Annotated in this window: 11 protein-coding genes; 7 read left to right on the top strand and 4 right to left on the bottom strand. The window is 71.8% G+C overall.

The genetic code is table 11. From position 1 onward, the window contains the following. Positions 1-69: 69 nt before the first annotated feature. The 4 genes from ACWCRB_RS02585 to ACWCRB_RS02570 form a co-directional block, all read right to left on the bottom strand. Positions 70-3414, bottom strand: coding sequence for a S8 family peptidase (locus tag ACWCRB_RS02585; RefSeq protein ID WP_450994248.1), 3345 nt, complete (start codon positions 3412-3414; stop codon positions 70-72). 174 nt (positions 3415-3588) lie between these two features. Continuing rightward, the gene (locus tag ACWCRB_RS02580) at positions 3589-4653 is read right to left on the bottom strand and encodes an ABC transporter (protein ID WP_450994247.1); all 1065 of its coding nucleotides are present in this window, start codon (positions 4651-4653) and stop codon (positions 3589-3591) included. Beyond that, positions 4650-5582 (bottom strand): ABC transporter ATP-binding protein, encoded by a 933-nt coding sequence (locus ACWCRB_RS02575; RefSeq protein WP_450994334.1) that lies wholly within the window; start codon positions 5580-5582, stop codon positions 4650-4652. The genes ACWCRB_RS02580 and ACWCRB_RS02575 overlap by 4 nt, the downstream gene beginning before the upstream one ends. Before the next feature lie 4 nt (positions 5583-5586). Then, entirely contained in the window at positions 5587-6084 is a 498-nt protein-coding gene (locus ACWCRB_RS02570; RefSeq protein WP_450994246.1) for a GntR family transcriptional regulator, read from the bottom strand. Positions 6085-6355: 271 nt separating this feature from the next. On the opposite strand from ACWCRB_RS02570, the gene ACWCRB_RS02565 reads away from it, so the two are divergent. The 7 genes from ACWCRB_RS02565 (at position 6356) to ACWCRB_RS02535 (ending at position 18220) form a co-directional block, all read left to right on the top strand. Next, positions 6356-9544, top strand: a complete 3189-nt coding sequence (locus ACWCRB_RS02565) for an FG-GAP-like repeat-containing protein (RefSeq protein WP_450994245.1) — start codon at positions 6356-6358, stop codon at positions 9542-9544. 437 nt (positions 9545-9981) lie between these two features. After that, positions 9982-10686, top strand: coding sequence for a Crp/Fnr family transcriptional regulator (locus ACWCRB_RS02560; protein WP_450994244.1), 705 nt, complete (start codon positions 9982-9984; stop codon positions 10684-10686). Positions 10687-10791: 105 nt separating this feature from the next. Further along, positions 10792-11511, top strand: coding sequence for a hypothetical protein (locus tag ACWCRB_RS02555; protein ID WP_450994243.1), 720 nt, complete (start codon positions 10792-10794; stop codon positions 11509-11511). Continuing rightward, a complete protein-coding gene (locus ACWCRB_RS02550; protein ID WP_450994242.1) occupies positions 11508-13985 on the top strand; it encodes a hypothetical protein in 2478 nt (825 codons plus the stop codon). The genes ACWCRB_RS02555 and ACWCRB_RS02550 overlap by 4 nt, the downstream gene beginning before the upstream one ends. Then, positions 13978-15156 (top strand): hypothetical protein, encoded by a 1179-nt coding sequence (locus ACWCRB_RS02545; RefSeq protein ID WP_450994241.1) that lies wholly within the window; start codon positions 13978-13980, stop codon positions 15154-15156. The genes ACWCRB_RS02550 and ACWCRB_RS02545 overlap by 8 nt, the downstream gene beginning before the upstream one ends. An 89-nt stretch (positions 15157-15245) precedes the next feature. Continuing rightward, positions 15246-15731 carry a Pycsar system effector family protein gene (locus ACWCRB_RS02540; protein ID WP_450994240.1) on the top strand — a complete coding sequence of 162 codons (486 nt, stop codon included), beginning with the start codon at positions 15246-15248 and terminating at the stop codon, positions 15729-15731. 155 nt (positions 15732-15886) lie between these two features. After that, on the top strand, positions 15887-18220 hold the full coding sequence (locus tag ACWCRB_RS02535; protein ID WP_450994239.1) for a VWA domain-containing protein: 2334 nt from the start codon (positions 15887-15889) through the stop codon (positions 18218-18220). The last annotated feature ends 192 nt before the right edge of the window (positions 18221-18412 follow it).

Genomic DNA, 18412 nt, shown 5'->3' with positions numbered 1-18412 from the left:
CGGTAAGAACGAGCAAGCGCCCGGACCGGCCGAAGCCGATCCGGGCGCCACTCTCCTTCTCTGTTCGCTCTACTTGATGGTGCGGTAGGCCCGATTGATCGTCTGCTTCAGGGTGTTGCCGTCCTTGTCCGTGAGCGTCACGCGCAGGGACACCGTGCCCGCCTTCGCCGGGTGGCGCAGGTCGAGGCGCTTGCCGGCGACCGCCTTCGCCGCGTGCCAGGTGCGGCCGTCGTCGTAGGAGACCGAGAAGGCCAGCTTGCGGGCGGTACGCGCGGTGGCCGCGCCCTCGACGGCGAACGGGACGGAGAACCGCGTACCCGCCTTGGCCGTGCTCGCCATGCTCAGCTTGGGCGAGAAGCGGACCGCCGACAGCGGCAGCCGCTGTCCGACACCGGTGACGTGCGCGGAGGTGAAGGTCCACTCGGCGGTGACGCGGGTGGAGACCGGCGACAGCGAGGTCGGGCGGGAGACGTCCGTGGTCAGACGGTACGTGCGCTTGGCGGCGGGGAGTTCGTACGAGACGCCGGCCAGGTCCGAGTCGATGGCGAAGACCTTCGTGCCGCCCGCATAGAGGGTGCTCTTCGCCTTGCTGTACCGGGAGTCGCCCACATGCCCGGCGCCGTCGGAGAAGAGAGGAAGGTACGCCATGAAGGTGTCACCGACGCGGACGGCACCCGGACGGTCCTCGTTGCCGGTCAGCGGACCCGTGAGGTGCGGGCCGAAGACGCCGGTGTTGAACCGCTCGACGTACTGCTTGCCCGCGCTGTACGAACGGGGGTTCGCCGTCCACTGGCTGGCGTCCCACACCGGTTCGCCGTCCGCGTCCTTGCCGCTCTCCTGCGTGACGGAGTACCGCCACTTCACGCCCGGCAGGACGTAGTCGGTGAGGTTGGCCGGCAGGGAGAACTCGGTCGGGTAGAAGTCGGCCCAGCCGCCCGGCAGGATGGGCGCCGCGACGAGCGACCCCGTCTTGTCCTTGGCGGGCTCACCGGCGGCGATCGTGATCTTGGCGAACTGCGCGCGCTTCAGGTTCACGGTGAAGCCGGACAGATCGCCGGTACGGTTCATCGCCGGCCGGTAGCTCGTACTGCCGTGCGTCCAGGTGCCGTTGTACTGCGCGAGCGCCTCGTTCGCGGGCAGCCGGGCGCCGAACTGCCCGACGCGCAGCTTGCTGAAGCTGCCCATCAGGTACGTGGAGGTGCTCTGGTTCCCGTCGATGTCGAACCCGAAGTTGAGGGTGGCGTCGGTGTGCTTGGCCTTGCTGTCCGGCACGGTGATCCGGATGGGCTTGGCCTTGCGGGCGTCCATGACGACGGTGGTGTCACGGGTGAGCGAGAACTTCGGGTTCAGGAGGAGGGCCAGCTGCCCGGCGTCAGGGTTCGCGCCCGTGTCGATACGGCCTTCGAGGCTGTAACGCCCCTTGGGCAGCCGCACGGTGAACTCGCCGTCGGTGTCGTCCGAGTAGTCGTTCCAGATCTGGTTGTCCAGCCCCTGCACCCCGGTCTCCGAACGCCCGGCCGGCTTCCCCTTCAGGTCGAGGTGCTTGACGGTCAGGTCGTACGACTCGACCTCGCGCTGTACGCCGACACCGGTCCGCACGGAGTTGCTGCCCCCGTCCGTCGCGACGACCGAGCCGCCGAAGCCGCCGTCGGCCGTGCCCGCGCTGGAGTCGGCGGTGAGCTGGGCGGTCGCCGTGCCGCCCGCCGGGACGGTCAGCTGCTTCGGCGAGACCTCGAACATGCCCTCGGCAGCGGGCTTTCCGTCCTCGCCGTACGCCTCGGTGGTCAGGTCGAGGGTGAGGGGCGCGTCGCCGTCGTTGCGGTAGGTGATGGTCTTGCTGACCGGCTTGTCGTCGGTGTGCGGCCACTGCTGGGTGGGGAAGCCGACGGTCGCGGGCATGGTGGTGAGCTGCTGGCCGAGGGCGCGGACGATGTCCGTACGTCCCGTGCCCTGCGCGAACGCCGAGACACCGGCCGTGGGCTTGGCGGACGCGGTGAGGGCGGCCTTGATGCGCTCGCCGGTCCAGTCGGGGTGGCTCTGGGCGAGGATCGCGGCGGCGCCCGCGACATGCGGGGTCGCCATCGACGTACCGCTCATCGAGACGTAGCCGTCGGCGGCCGGGTCGCCCTCCGTGCCCTCTGCGGCCTTCGCGGCGACGATGTCGACGCCGGGGGCGGTGAGGTCGGGCTTGAGCGCACCGTCCGCTGTCGGGCCCCGGCTGGAGAAGTCGGCCATCGTGTCGTCGCGGTCGACCGCGCCCACGGTGAGTGCGGCGGCCGCGCTGCCCGGTGAACCGACAGTGCCGGCGGCGGGGCCCTCGTTGCCGGCGGCGATCACGAAGAGGGCGCCGGAGGAGGCGGACAGGTCGTTCACGGCCTGTTCGAGGGGATCGTCACCGGGGCTGTCGGGGCCGCCCAGGCTGAGGTTGATCACCTTGGCGCCCTGGGCGATCGCCCACTGCGCGCCGGCGATGATGCCGGACTCCTCGCCGTAGCCGCCGTCGTCGAGCACCTTGCCGCTGATCAGCCGGGCGCCGGGAGCGACCCCCTTGTACTTGCCCCCGGACTTCGCACCCGACCCCGCCACGGTCGAGGCCACATGCGTACCGTGCCCCACCCGGTCGACGGTGTCCGCGGACTCCGAGAAGTTCTTCGCCGCGTCGATACGGCCCGTCAGGTCCGGGTGCGTGCCGTCGACCCCGGTGTCCAGCACGGCGACCTTGACGCCCTTGCCGTCGTACCCGGCGGCCCAGGCCTCGGGGGCGCCGATCTGCGCGACGCTCCGGTCGAGGGCCGCCTCCACCTTGCCGTCGAGCCAGATCCGCTCGACCTTGTCCGCGGCGGCCGACATCGCCCGCGCCGACCCCCCGCTCCCGGTGAGCGTCTCCCACAGCTCGGCGCCCTCGGCCTTACGGGCCCTGAGCGCGTCCCCGTTCACACTGGGCAGGTCCCGGCTCACCCGGGCACCGGCGGCGGACAGCGCACTCGGCGCGAGGGTGCGGCCCTTGGCGTACGTCACGATCAGCGGCAGATCGGCGCGGGTGGCATCGTCGTACCCCCACTTCACCAGCTGCGTCACATCGAACAGCCGCCGGTCGGCGGTGCCGTTGGCGAGCAGCCGCTCGGCGTCACGCGGGACGACGAGGGTCCGGTCGGCGTCCCGCGCTATTCGAAAGGTGGTCCCCTCCCGCCCCTTGGCGGGCCGTACACCAGTGACCTGCCCGGCGGAGTCCAGGGTCACCCGGTCCCCCGTGACAAGGGTGACGGTCTTCCCCTCGCCGAGGCGGCCGGCCGTAACACTGCCGGTCTGCGCGGCCTGCGACCCCGGCGCCCCGAGCAGCGTCCCGGTAAGGGCGACGGCGGTGAGCAGGGCGAGAGCCGTGGCCTCGCGTCGACGTCTGTTGCGGTGGTTCAAAGGAAACCTTTCTCTCCGGACTTCCGGGCACGGCAAAGCAGCCCGTCCGACGGGACAAAGAAACAAGGAGTGGGGGAGGCGCCCCTGCTTTTAGGGGCGCGGGGCTGTATCGATTTGCGGCTACCGCCGCGCGGGCGCGACCAGCCCCCACCGGCCCGCAGGAGAGCGACTACCTCAGACGAGCCGCTTACGACCCCAGAAGAAAAGGAACACCGCGATCCCAGCAGTCAAGGCGAACAGAATCGACGCCCCGAACCACTGCATACCGTTCATCTGCGACATCGGCAGATAGTCCACCGACCAGCCCACAACACCCTCCTGCTTCAGGCACAGCTCACGCGCCGCATCCGTGTCCCCGCCCGAACACGTGCTCCAGCCGAGCAGGTCACCACTACTGGTGAGGTACGACTCGTCGATCTGGTACACGCCGTCGGGCAGCGTCGGGAACGAGTTCTCGGCGATGACGCCCTTGTTCGTCGTGACCGTGATGACGTTGCCGAGCGACAGGATGAAGTGGGACCAGACGAGCTGGAGCACGACGGTGAACCCGAAGGTCACCACCATCGCCATCAGCGTGCGCCGCAGCACCGCACCGATCGCCACGCCACCGATGACGGAGAGCAGGGTGAGGGCGACGGGCACCGGGCCCGTGGTGTTGAACGCCTCGCTGGAGGTCCAGTCCATGACCGTGACCTCGGACTTGACGGGGCTCCACCACCAGCCGAACGCGGCCGACAGCGCGACCGTGATCACCACGACCACCAGCGTGGTCAGCCCCAGCTTCGTGGCCAGCCAGCGGGTCCGGCTCGCGGACTGGGCGGCGACCAGCTTGGCCGTGCCGTTCTCCAGGTCACCCGAGAGAAGCGGGGCGCCGAGGAAGACACCGAGCAGGATGGGTATCGCCATGAGACCGGTGGAGACGGAGGTGAACGCGTCGTTGTACTGCTGGAACTCGCTGCCCACCTCGTCGAGGCTCTTGGTGGGATAGCCGTAGCCGTCGAGGAAGTCCATCATCTGGCCGCGCTGGTAGACGATCCAGGCCACGGAGAGCGCGGTGGCGGCGATGATCGTCCAGAAGGCGGCCCGGTGCTGGCGCCAGACCAGCCAGGTCATTCCGCTGAGGTGGGGGCGCCGGGTGGCCTCCGTGGTGGTGGTCGCGCTCATGGTCCCGTTCTTGCTGTCGGTCGAGGTGCCGGAAGAGGCGTTCTTCGGGGTCGAGTTGCTGGTGGAGATGCTCATGCCGCCACCGCCCCGGTGCCGTACGCCTGGCCCTGGACCTGGGCGGTCGGGGTGATCAGGGGTGGTGCCTCGGGTGAGCGGAGGTAGGCGAGCAGGAGTTCCTCCATGTTCGGGGCGTCCGTCTCCCAGGGGCCGGTGACCGGGCCCTCGGGGCGGATGAGCGCGGTGAACTGCCGTCCGCTGGTCCGGGATTCGACGAGGGTGTGCTGCGCGAGGCCGGCGGGCACGCCGTCGCCCTCCTTGGCGCCCGTGACCAGGGTGTGCACGGACATCAGCTCGTCCACGTCACCGGCGAGGCGTACTCCGCCGCCGGAGACGACGACGAGGTAGTCGCACACGTTCTCCAGTTCGGCGAGGACGTGGGTGGACATCAGGACGGTGGTGCCGCGCTCGGCGGCCTCGGCGAGGAGGGTGCCCATGAGTTCGTGGCGCACGACCGGGTCGAGGTCCGACATCGGCTCGTCGAGGAGCAGCAGGTCGGGGCGCTTGCCGAAGGCGAGGGCGATGGCGACGCGGGTGCGCTGGCCGCCGGAGAGGGTGTTGATCCTCGCCTCGAAGGGGACGTTGCCCGCACGGACGATGTCCTCGGCGGCGCGCTGGTCCCAGCCCGGGTTCAGCTCCCGCCCGAGGCGCAGGGTCTCCGCCACGGTGAAGCGGCGGAACAGGGGCTTCTCCTGAGCGAGGAAGGCGGTGCGCCGGCCGGACTCCACCGAGCCAGGTGCCTCGCCGAACAGGCTGATCGAGCCGTTCGTCGGCTGCAGGACATGGGCCGCGATGCTCAGCAGCGTGGTCTTGCCGGCCCCGTTGGGTCCGACCAGCCCGCAGATCCGCCCCGCCGGGAGCCGGAAGGAACAGTCCCGCAGCGCCCAGCCCCGCCGGTAGCGCATCCCCAGTCCGTACGCCTCAAGCGCCGGCTCCCCCGCGTACATACCGTCACTCACCTGTGCTCCTAGTTGTCGTGGCCCCCGTGGACCCCGTCGTCATGGACCCCGTTGTGGTGGACCCCGGTGTCGGGGCCCCCGCCGCCTGCGTGTTCCCGGCGGCGTACTGCTTCTCCATCGCCGACGTGACCAGTGCGGCCACGTCCTCCTGCTCCAGACCGGCCCCGGCCGCCTTCGACATCCAGGCCACCAGCTCCCCGTACAGCGGGGAGTCGGTGCCCGCCGAGGGGCGGGCCAGCGTGCGGCGTACGAAGGTGCCCTGGCCGGGTCGCGGTTCGACCAGGCCCTCGCGCTCCAGCTCGCGGTACGCCTTGAGGGTGGTGTTCGGGTTGACCGCGCTGACCTCGGCGACTTCCTTGGCGGTCGGCAGCCGGTCCCCCGGCACCAGAACGCCCAGCCGCATGGCCTGCTTGGTCTGCTGCACGATCTGCTGGAAGGCGGGGACCCCGCTCCGCCTGTCGATGCGGTACTCCACGATCACCACCACCATTCCACTACTTGATTAGTGGAATGATGATGGAGGGGTTGACGGGCGCTTGTCAACGGGGCTCGGGGAGAGAAAAGGGTTCGCTGTTGGTCATGGGCATGCTGTTACGCTCGGTCACACGCGCGCGTGGGGGGACGGCCGGGGGGCCGAGCGAGAAGTCAGGGCGCTGTCGTTACGTACGTTCCCGCCACGCCTTCTTCTTGCCTTCCCTGGAGGAACGGTGGCCCGACCCGGCCGACGCCGACACAGACCTGCACGTACCGCCACCGCTGTCGTGGCGGTGGCACTGAGCCTCGGCCTTCCGCTGAGCGCCCTGCCGGCGTCGGCGGCGCCGTCGGCCGTCGCCGCGGCCGGAGAACTCGTACTGCCGGCCGCGCCGCGTGCCGTTCCCCGGGCAACGCAGATCCTCAACGCCGGGGCCAGCGGCTTCCTTTGGGCGCAGGAGGGCGACGACCGGCTGCTGTGGACGTCGTACGCCACCGGTGCGACCACCGCGTTGGAGCAGCGGCTGCCCGCGCCGATCGCGTACGACATCGACACCGGCTTCTTCCAGGAGTACGCCTCGTTCCACCCGGGCTGGTACGGCGACGGTTCGGACACCGTCGCCCTGTACTCGGAGGAGGACGGTCAGGTCACCCTCCTCCAGGGCGACGGCACTTCGGGGGGCCGTGCCGTGGTGCCGGTGCCCGAGGGCCACGCGTACGAGGGCACCTTCGGCTCCACCGTCCTGACCAGCACCAGCGGCGTCAACGGGAACCCGAACGCCTACCAGTTGTGGCGCGTCCAGGACGGGGGCGGGGTCACCGAAACGCTGGTCACCGGGCTTCCGGACGGCGCGTACGACATCGAGGTCGAGGACGGTGACGCGCGGTCCGTCGTCCTGCACTACCGCACGGGCGACAGCTCGGAGAACTGGGGCCACTGGGGCATCGTCGACCTCGCCACCGGCGAACTCGGCGCACTGCCCGACCGGGTGGACTCCTCCGACGAGGGCTGGGAGGTGACCGGCTTCCGGCTGGGCACCGACTCGGTGGTGCGGCTGCGCTCCGGACGCTCGAAGGCGGACGTGTACGACCGCGACGATCTCTCCGCGCCGACCCGCACCCTCGACACGGGCTTCCTCAGCTACGACGCCACCTACGGCGTCGTCGGCGACACGGTGCTCGCCGTCCAGCGCGTGGCGCCGGGCGACAACCTGTACCGGGGCCAGCCGCTCTGGGCCATGACGTCCGACGACGCGGACACCACCAAGGTCATGGACCCGGCCGCCAACCAGCTCGTCCACGCACCGGACGGCTCCGTGCTGGTGGCGGGCGCCGAGTCGTACGTCGGGCAGGGTGACCTCGACTGGGGTGTGTACCGGATCTCCCCGGGCGCCGACGGCTCCGTCACCCGCACCCGGCTGACCGCCGTCGAGCCGTTCCCCGCGCAGATCCACGGTCTCTCCCTCGGCAGCGGCATCCTGAGCAGGGCCGACAACAGCACCCTGTACGAGCCGGGCACGATCATCGGCGCCTACCGCAGCACCTGGCTCACCACCGGGGCCACTCCCGGTGTGGCCAGGTCGACCGTGGACGGGCTGGTCAGCGGACGGGACGGCGACTGCGACGAAACCACGCCCCGCTGCATCCCGATGTTCGCCGACGGCACCGGTCTGCACGGCCGCGAGGACAGCACCGAGTCCGGCCTGACCATGCTGTACGCCAACGGCGCCACCAACTGGGGCCCGACCCTCGACACCGGCGACAACAATCCCGAGCTGACAGACCTCTCCGGGCGGTACGCGGTCGTCGACGGCGCCTCCTCGGGCCGGCAGTACGTCGGCGAGTTCCCCGCCGGTGCAGCCGGGAAGGTGCTCCAGAAGCGCGACCGGGTCGCCGCCGCCGTCTGGGGCAACACCCTGTGGAGCGGCGCCGCCACCGGAGGCAAGGTCACCGCGACCCGGCTGCCCGCCGGCACCGCCGTGGAGTCCTTCACCACGACCAACGGCTGCACCCCGTCCGACCTCCAGGCCGTGGGCCGCTGGGTCTACTGGACGTGTGTGGACTACTGGGGCTACGTCCAGGGCTCGGGGGTCTACGACCGTACGGCCAAGCGCACCGTCACCGCCCCGGCGAGCGGTGTCCTCCTGGGCGACGGCTACCTCGTCCAGCGCGTCACCGGCACCCAGTCGAACAGCGGCCTCACCCTCTTCGACCTGCACAACGGCCTGCCGTCCAGCGGGAGTTACACCGACCTGCCCAGCCGCAAGCTCGCCGACTGGACCGACCTCGGCCGGGACAACACCGGGGCGCGCACCAGCTGGACCGTCGACCGCTTCGGCGGCCCCGTCGCCTACGCCGACGACGAGCAGCGCGTCCACATCGTGCCGACCGGCGTACCCGCCTCCGCGCTCACCGCGATCGACTCCACCCTCACCGCCAACTCCACCGGCTGGTCCGGCAGTTGGTGGCTGTCCAAGCCCGCCGCCGGCTGGCAGGTCACCGTCCGGGACAAGGCGTCCGGCGCCACCGTCCGCACCCTGACCGGCTCCGCCGCGCGCGGTCTGCTGACGGCCGCCTGGGACGGCAAGGACACCGCGGGACGGCTCGTCGCCAACGGCACGTACACCTGGACGCTCACCGCGAAGCCCGCCGACGGTCAGGGCGCCTCCCTCACCCTCTCCGGCACCACCAAGGTGACGGCGGGCTCGGCGGCCCCGCGCGACTACGCGGGCGGCGACGGCGTCGGCGACCTCCTCACCCTCTCCGCCAACGGCACGCTCACCGTCCAGCGCGGCACCGGCACGGGCACCCTGGGCGCCAAGGTCACCGGCACCGGCTGGCCGACCAGCGCCAAGTTCGTGCCGTACGGCGATCTGAGCGGCGACCGCTGCAACGACGTCCTGGTCCGGCTGAGCAGCGGCGCCCTGCGCGCGTACCGCCCGGCCTGCGGCAAGGCGGCGACGCCTGCGACGGCGTACACCGCGCTCGGCACCGGCTGGAACCAGTACGACGTGCTGACCTCGCCCGGTGACGTCGACGGCGACCGGCGGCCCGATCTGGTCGCCCGGCAGGCCTCGACCGGGGACGTCTTCCTCTTCAAGGGGACCGCCACCGGCAAGCTGTCCGCCCGTGTGAAGGTCGGCGCCCGCTGGACCGGCTACAAGAAGATCGTCGGCGTCGGAGACCTGAACGGCGACGGCCGCGGCGACCTCGTCGCGCAGGACAAGTCGAACGAGCTGTGGCGGTTCGACGGGACCGGCACCGGTGCCTTCAAGGCGCGGGTGAAGATCGCCAACGACTGGGGCACCCCCTACAACGTGGTCGTCGGCGTCGGAGACTTCACCGGCGACGGCCGCGCGGACCTCGTGTCCCGGGACACCGCCGGGAACGTGTGGCGCAACAACGGCACCGGGAAGGGCACGTTCGGCCCGCGTACCCGGATCGCCACGGGCTGGCAGGGCTACAAGGCCGTCATGTAAGGCCAGTTGACCTACGCCCACGCGGCCCGGCAGTCCCCCACTAGGGGCTGCCGGGCCGCTCCCGTCTCCTCACCGTCCCGCCCCCGCGGCCACCCCTCACCACCACACCCCCATCACCACTTCCGCACCGGAAACCTGATTTTTCGCCAAGTACGACGCATCCGGCCGGTTCCTTGCGTTGTGGTGGACGGTCGTTCGAGTGGTGGGGCTGACCTGAGGGTCCTCCGGGGAACTCCCCGTCCGAGTGGTCGGGGCGGGGTTTGCCCGCAGGGGCCGTATGGGCAGGGATTCCGGGTCCCCGGGCGGTTTACGTGCCCATACATGAATTACCGGTCGGTACACCCGATATGGCGTGATCCGCTCAGGCCAGAACTTCGCTCTGTCACCATCAACGCCATCGCAAAACCAGGGGTCCGGAACGCGGCGGGGGGCGTGCCATGGGACTGCTAGGCAATGAGCTGGCGTTCGCGCAGTCGCTGACCGCCCAGGAGCGCGAGGGCGTCATGGCCCTCGGCAACCCGAAGCACTTCGCGGCCGACGCCCATCTCCTCACCGAGGGCGACCGATCCAGCCACGTCCTGATACTCGTCAAGGGCTGGGTGACCGTCTCCGTCGCGACGGACCGGGGCGCCACCCGGCTGATACTCGGACTCCGCGGCCCCGGTGAACTCCTCGGCGAGATGGCCGCGTTGGACCCGCATCCGCGCAGCGCGACCGTGCGCGCGCTCGGGCCGACCGAGGCCCAGGTCATCTCGGGGGACGCCTTCCGCAGGTTCCTCGCCGAGCATCCCCGGGTGAGCGGGCTGGTGATACGCCAGCTCACCTTCCGGCTCCGCAGCGCCGACCAGGAACGGTCCGCGCTCGCCTCCCTCACCGTGCTCCAGCGCCTGGCCGGCCGGCTCACCGAACTGTCGGGGTCGGGCGGCGCGCCCCGCTCCCCGTATGTCCCAGCCGGATCCTCGGTCGTGCAGCTCGCCCAGGACGAGCTGGCCGCGAGCATAGGGGCCACCCGGGAAGCCGTCGCCAAGAGCCTGCGGCTGCTGCGCACCCAGCAGATAGTGCGGACCGGCAACCGTGTCGTGGAAATCCTCGACCCCGAGTTGCTCGCCCTCCTCGCCGACGGGCACGCGGAGAGCGCGTAAATCTCCGGCCCGCCGTGTGTAAACGGCTACAGACGGCCCTCGTCCCGGGCCCGAATCTGAAGGGGCGACCGAACGACGATCGAACAGCACCAAAGGGGGCACGGGGTGGACGACCGCGACGCCATGGATCTCTCCGAAGCGCGCTACGAGTTGGTGATCAGCGTCGACGCCCGGCGTTCCGGGCAGTACGACGACATCGACAGGCCGCGGATGCGCGCCCGGATATACCGGGTCGTGGAGACGGCGTTCACCCACGCCAAGGTGGCCCGGGACGCCGTACACATGGAGGACCGCGGCGACGGCGTCCTGCTCTCGGTGTCCGCGCGGATCCCGGTGACCCGGCTGCTCGGGCTGTGGACGGTCGAGCTGCACGAGAACCTGCGTGACGAGAACCGCGCCCTGAAGGTGCCGCTGGGGCTGCGGATCGGCATGCACGTCGGTCCCGTACGGCACGACGAGCACGGGATCAGCGGACGCGCCGTCGACCTGGCCTGCCGCCTCGCCGACTCCGCCGCCGCCCGCGAACTCCTCGACGCCGAGGGCGCCGACCTCGTCCTGGTGACCTCGAACTCCCTGTACGAGGACGTGGTGCGCGGCGGCGGCAAGTTCATCGAGCCGGAGCGCTACACCTCGGCCCGGCTCACCCTCAAGGAGGGCGAGACGACGGCCTGGTTCCACCTGCCGGGCAGAGCGGCGGCCGGCTCCCCCCGTACGCCCGCCCCGGTCGTGGACTCCGGCAGGACCTACTCCGCCGGGCGCGACATCTCCGTGATCCAGGGCAGCACCTTCCACCGGGACGTCCGCATCGGCGGTGACGAGAAGTGAGCGACGACGACCAGCAGTCGGACGACACCCCCGAGCCTCCCGAGAGCAAGGACACCGAAGACAAAGAAGATAAAAAAGAAAAAGAGAACAAGGAAAGCAAAGAAAACAAAGAGGACAGCGACCGGGACGAGAAGGAGAAGGAAAAAGAGAGGGAACGGGAACTCGCCGCCGAGCGGTTCAAGGAGTACACCCGCGCCCCCTTCGCCGAGGAACAGGGCGAGGACGCCCCCACCGACCTCGCCGCCGCCTCCCGTACGCGCCGCGCCACCCGGACCCTGTTCGAGGCCGGCCGCGACCTCACCAGCGTCGACCGCTCCTTCATCAGCAGCGCCCACTTCGGCGACATCTTCCTCGGCACCGACACCCGCCTGCGCGGCGCCCTGCGCAGCGGTCCCGTGCCCGAGGACGAGCTGCGCAGGCTCCGCCGCGCGCACGTGGTCCCCGACGGCTACGTACGGCTGCGCAACGCGCTGAACGCCCGCAGTCTGCTGGTGCTCGGCGCCGCCCCGGGCACCGGCCGTACGAGCACGGCGCTCTCCCTGCTCGCCGAGGTCACCGCCGGATCGGGCGTGCGCCGCGTCGACCCGGACGGCGGGATCCGCCGGCTGGCCGCCCAGTTGGGCAGCGGCGACGAGTTCCCGCCCGGCACCGGCTATCTGCTGGAACTGTCGCTCACCCGGCCCGGCGTACTGCCCCCGGACGAGATGGACCTGGACGAACTGGCCACCGCCCTGGCCCGGTTCGACTCCTTCGCGGTGCTCGTCGTCACCGTCGGCTCGACGGCGGGCCCGCTGCTCGCCGGCCGCTACGGCATGCTCTGCCCGCCCGCGCCCACCCAGGAACTGCTCACCACCCGGCTGCGGGAACGGCTGGAGGAACGACTGGGGCAACGGATAAAGGACCATGTCGCCGCCGCCCCCGAAAGCGCCCTCAGCATGGAGCAACTCCTCGCCCGCGCCCAGGAGTTGGCCGAGCGGGCAGAGGTCGTGGACGCGGTCGGGCTGAAGGACCTGCGCCCCGCCGAGGCCGAACTCCTTGCCTCCCTGCTGGCCGGCCGGCTGCTGGGCGATCTGTCGTACGAGGAGTTGCTGGCCGGCTGTCGCAGCCTCGCCGCCGAGCAGGCCCAGGAGTGGTTCACCGGGGTCGACCGGGCGCTCACCGCACCGGCCGACGGCAAGAAGGAGGGCGCGGGGAGCGACCAACGGCCGGGCACCGCCGCCCTGTTCCACCCCGTGGCGTTCCGGATCGCGCTCGCCGTGCTCGGCGGGGCCTCGCACAGCGCGGTGGCCTCCGCCGCCCATCTGCTGACCTGGGAACTGTCCGTCCAGTGCGACCCCGACCACACCCCCGCCCGCCCCCTGTTCTGCGACGACCCGGTCGCCGACCTGGCCCTCTCGCGCGCCGAACTCACCGACGGCCAGGTCGAGGTGGCCGGCGCGGAGGTCGCGGCGCGGCTGATCTGGTACCGGGGCGGCGCCCTGCCGTCGGCGGTGCTGGCCGAGCTGTGGGACCGGCACTTCCCGGTACGGGCGCCCGTCGTGCGCTGGCTGCGGCTGCTGGCCGACGACCAGCGGCCCCAGGTGTGGGTGCGCGCGGCGGTCGCCGCCGGGGAGCTGTGCGTACGGGACTTCGACCACGGGTTCGCCGAACTGGTCCGGCCGCTCGCCGAGGGCACCGCCCACCGCAGGCTGTTCGCGGCCACGATGCTGGACCAGGCGGCCGGTCACCCCTCGCACCGCAAGGCCGTACGGAAACTGGTCGAGGACTGGAGCAGGTCGGCGACCTGGACCCAGCGTTCGACGGCGGCGGCGGCGCTGGGCTACGGCAACTGCGCGGACACCACCGACGACGCCCTGGACGCCCTCGCCCGGATCGGGATCCGCGAGGACGCGGAGCAGTCGCTGCGGGCCGCCGCCGCGTTCAACGTCGTACGGCTGCTGGCGCTGCCGGACAGCGAGCGGACCGCGAAGGTGCTGCGGCGGATGGCCGACTGGACCCAGCACAAGCGCGAGGGCTACCAGACGCTCGGACTCGCGGCCACGATCTGGCTGGCCGAGACCCGGGTGGACAAGCTGCTGATCGACGAGCCGGAGCCCGCGCTCGGCGAACGCGGCGACTGGCCGCTGGCCCTCGCCCTGGTCGCCGCCCGGCCCGAACTCGCCCTGCCCGTCGCGGACCTGCTGTGGACCGCGCTCAACACGGCCCGCTCGAAGGACGTCGCCATGGACGCGCTGGAGCGCATGCTGCGCACCGCCGTCCGCAAGAAGGGCGCCGAGTGGACCCGGCCGGGGCTGGCGGCGCTGCTGCCCGCGCTGGCCGCCGAGGAACCCGACCGGCGGCGGCTGGACTGGCTGCTGCGCCGAATGATGAACGATCCGGACGATCCGCTGCCCGACGCCCGGGCGCGCTCCCTGTGGCGGCTCGCCACAGGCCGGCGGACCCGGAGCGGCCAGGAGGAGAGAAGCCATGGCTGAGAACGACGAGGCCCGGGCGCGGGCCCGGGCCCAGGAGCGGCTGCGGGCGCGCAGAGCCGCCGCCGGTCCCGCGGGTCCGTTCCTGAAGGAGTACCCGCCGACCGCCGCCCAGCCGCCGATCAGCGCGCAGACGGCGCTGGTGCGCTTCTACCGCAACGGCGGCTACAGCGTGATCACCGTGACCGGCACCCGGCACGTGGACAAGCCGGTGCTGGCCCGGCCGCACACCGTCTGCGAGATCGCGCTCGGCACCTACCAGACGCCGCTGGAGATGGAGTTGCCCGCGGCCGGCGGCACCAGCTTCTTCAAGGCCGAGGTGGACATCCACTGGACGGTCGACGACCCGCATCTGGCCGCCGTCCAGGTCGTGACGGACATCGCCAAGCGGCTCACCGCCCCCATCCTGGAGCGGCTGCACGAGGTCACCTCGACCTACCGCGTGCACGAGGCCGAGCAGGCCAACCGGGCCATCACCCGCGAGTGCACGGGCGGCCGCTGGGGCGAACTGGGCACCGAACTCGGCCTGAAGGTACGGCTGTACGTCCGGCTGCGCGTCGACGACCGGGCCATCGAGCACATGAACGGCATCCGGGACGCGCACGCCTCCGCCGAGGTGACGAAGGTGCACCAGGAGCGGTTCCGGGCCATGCTGCAGGGCGGGGAGCTGGAGCAGCTGACGTACATGCTGGCGGCCGAGCCGACCGAGGCCAAGGACTTCCTGGAGAAGATCCGCCAGGAGGGCCGGCAGGACGAACGGGAGCGCGTCGACCGGCTGTTCGACATGGTCGAGAGCGGTCAGATCCAGTCCAACGACGTCGAGGCACAGGCGCTCAGTCTGCTCAACCGGGGGCGGATGGGCGGGGTCCAGGGGCCCATCGGCTCGCTGCCCGCCCGCAGGAACGGCCGGAACGGCAGGCCCACTCCCGAACTGGAGCGGTCCTCCGCCGAACCGTTCACTCCGGACTGGGTGTCCGACGACCCGCCCGCCCGCGCCCGCCGCCGGCCCGCCGACGCCCACGATCCGTACCAGGCGGATCCGTACGCCGATGACGACTCCGTGGACGACTCCGTCCCGGAGCCGCCGCGCCGCAAGCGCCCCCGGGACGACGGCTGGGACTGGGCGGACGGCGACGGCAACGACGACGGGTCCGGAGCCAGGGACACCCGATGACCGGTGACGGGGGGAGCGGGGGGACCGGGGGGCAGGTCGGGCCCGAGCCGTACGGGGGTCGGCACGGGCCCGACCGCTCCGGGGAACGCGTGAGCGAGCGCGTCGCGGAGCGGTTGCTCGGCACCATCAGGGAGGACCTCGGGAGGGCGGACTCGAAGGCGGCGGTGCTGCTGTCGGGGACGCTCGCACTGCCCGCGTTCCTCATCGGCTGGCAGGGCGCCCCCGGCTGGCAGGGGCCCGCCGACGTGACGCTGGTCCTGGCCGGACTGCTCTGGACGGTCTCGGTGACCGCGCTGGTCGGAGCGCTCATGCCGCGCACCGGCACGGTCCGGGAAGACCGGCAGGGACAGGCCCGGGTGACGTACTTCGGCGATCTGGTGGGCGCCCGCCGCGACCTCGCGGGGCTCACCGCCCGGGTCGCCGAGGCGGGGCGCGATCCGGCGGGCTGGCTGCTCGTCCAGGCCGTCGACGTCAGCGCGATCCTCTCCGCCAAGTACCGGGCGATCCGCTGGGGGGTGGGTTCGCTCGCGCCCTCGGCGGTGCTGGCCCTGGCGTGGAGCATGACGGCGCGCTGAGGCAGCGGCGGGAGCGCTGCGGCGTCGGCGAGGGGCGCCGAAGTCAGGAAGTTCACCCATAAGGACGTATCCGCGCGCACGACGGAACCCGTGCGCGCCCAGTAGCGACGATCCAGGAACACCGGAAACGGGAAAACGGGAAACAGGGGACGGCCGTGGGACGAGTCAACGGAGTACGCGAGACAAGAAAGGGCGGGGCGCGCCGTGCCGCGCTCGCCGTGCTGGGCGCCGCCGCGGTGCTCATGTCCCTGTCGGCGCCCACCGGTCGGCCCTCCGGCGGGGACGCCGTACCGGTGGCGGAGACCGAACCGGCCTTCCCGGCGGTCAACTACGCGGTCGCCGTGGACGAGTCGGCCAGCCTCGCCGACGCGGACATGGCCGCCGAGAAGGCCGCCGCCGCGCGGATCGCGCTGGGTGACGTGTCCTCGTCCTCCCACGTCACGGTGTTCGGTTTCGCCGCGGCCGAGGGCGGGGGCCAGAGCGCCGTGGACCCGGTGTGCCCGCGTACGACGCTCGACGCGGCGGGCCGGGAGACGATCGGCGCCTGTGTCGGCAAGCTCCGCAAGCGCGAGGCCGGCGAGGGCACGGGCACCGACTTCCCGAGCGCGATCCGGCAGGGCGTGCACGAACTGACCAACGGCACCGACCCGTCGGAGCCCCGGGTGCTGTTCCTGCTGACCGACGGGATCATGGAGGTCGAAGACAGCCCCAAGTACGGCGACCCGGCCCACCGGAAGGCCGAGGGCGAACGGCAGTTGACGCTGGCGCTGAAGGACGCGGCCGAACAGGGCGTGCAGATCTGGCCGTTGGGTTTCGGGCCGAAGCCGGACGAGAAGCAGCTCGCCCGGATCGCCGCGGGCGGCTACCAGAAGGGCTGCGTCGAACTGCCCTCCGCGAAGCCGAAGGCAGAGCTGGTCGGCGGGTCCGAGAAGGTCGGCACGACCCTGGAACGGATCTTCGCCGCCGCCCACTGCATGCGGCACGAGGAGGGCCCCGCCCCCAAGCGCCCGCCCACGACCTTCGAGATCGGCATCTCCCCGCTGGCGACCGTGGGCAGCATCGTCGTCGACAAGGGCGACCCCGAGGTGCGGATCACCTACACCGACCCGGCCGGCGACAAGGTCCCGACGTCCGGGACGCACAAGAACTCCCGCTTTGAACTCGCGGGCGGCACCGGCACCGTGGAGGCGCTGAAGATCACCGACCCGCTGCCCGGCGTGTGGAGGGTGAGGGCCGAGGCCCCGGAGGGGCACCGCTCACTGCCGGTCGCCGTGAGCGTGCTGTGGCAGGGCGAACTGGGCGGCGCCATCAGCATGGACCCGCCCTCCCCGCGCGCCGGGGACGAGGTCACGGTGACGATGCGGGTCCAGACCCGCGAGGGCTACCAGATCAAGGACCCGAGCGACTACGAGGGGCTGCGCGTCACGAGCGAGCTGACCGGCGACGGCTTCACCCCGCTCGCGCTCACCCTCGCCGACGACGGCAAGGGCAAGGACGCGAAGGCGAGCGACGGCTCGTTCACCGGCACCGCCGAGATCCCGGCGGACGCCTCCGGCGCACTGAAGGTGAGCGCCACACTGACCGCCGCCGGCCTGAGCGCCGACACCCGCAGCGAGGACGGCAAGGTCGCCCCCGGTGAACTGCCCGTCACCACCGCGCTCGACATCCCGGCCGGGGACACGCATCCCGGCGGCAAGGTCACGGGCACGCTGGCCGTCCACAACACGAGCGACACCCCGCGCACCCTCAAGCTGTCGGTCACCGACGTGAAGGCGGGCCTGCTCAGCGTCACCCCGGCCCAACTCACCCTCAAGGCAGGCGAGTCCGCGACCCGCAAGGTGACCGTCGAGGTCGCCCCGGCCGCGGTCTTCGGCGACCGGCTCACCGACGACGGCCTGTCCCTCGCGGGCAACGTCACCGTCGTCGACACCACCGACGGCAACCTCACCCTCGTACAGTCCCCGCTGTCGGTGGACGTGACGCCGGAACCCGGGATCTGGGACCGGTTCTGGTGGGCGTTCCTCGCCGCCGCCGTCCTGATCGCCCTGGCCGTCGCGGCCGTCCTCGCCCTGATCCGGCTGCGCCAGGCCCGCCGGGACCCGCACGGCCTGGTGCTGCGGCTCCTCGACGAGCACGGCGAGCCGCTGCCGGGCGAGCACGTCGCCGGACACGGACACAAGCAGTGGTACGAGTTCGGCGTCGCCGAGGCCCACATCAGCCCCCGTATCGAGCGCCGCGCACACGGCCCGTACGCCGTCCGACGCAACCCCAACGGCGGCGCGGTGCTGCGCCGCCGCGACGGCGGCCGAATCCCACTGTCTGCGGCCATCCCGGTCCAGCTGACCGACGGCCTGAGCCTGGCACTGGGCGAGGAGACCCGCAACACCCGCAAGCGAAAGGCGAGTTCGCCCACCTCCACCGGTCCCACGCCCGGCACCGACCCCGGCGGCCAGGACAGCACGAACGCCTACGACCAGACCTACCTGTGAAGGGGCCGAAGGCCCCCTTCAGGGGCGCGGGGCTGCATCGATCCGCGGCCCCGCCGCACGGGCGCGACGAACTCGAAGGCGCGCAGCACCCCGAAAGAGGCGCGGGACTGCATCGACCTGCGGCCCCGCCGCACGGGCGCGACGAACTCGAAGGCACGCAGCACCCCGAAAGAGGCGCGGGACTGCATCAAT

It is taken from the genome of Streptomyces sp. NPDC002156, assembly GCF_053593675.1.
This window is presented reverse-complemented; position numbering and strand designations above follow the sequence as displayed.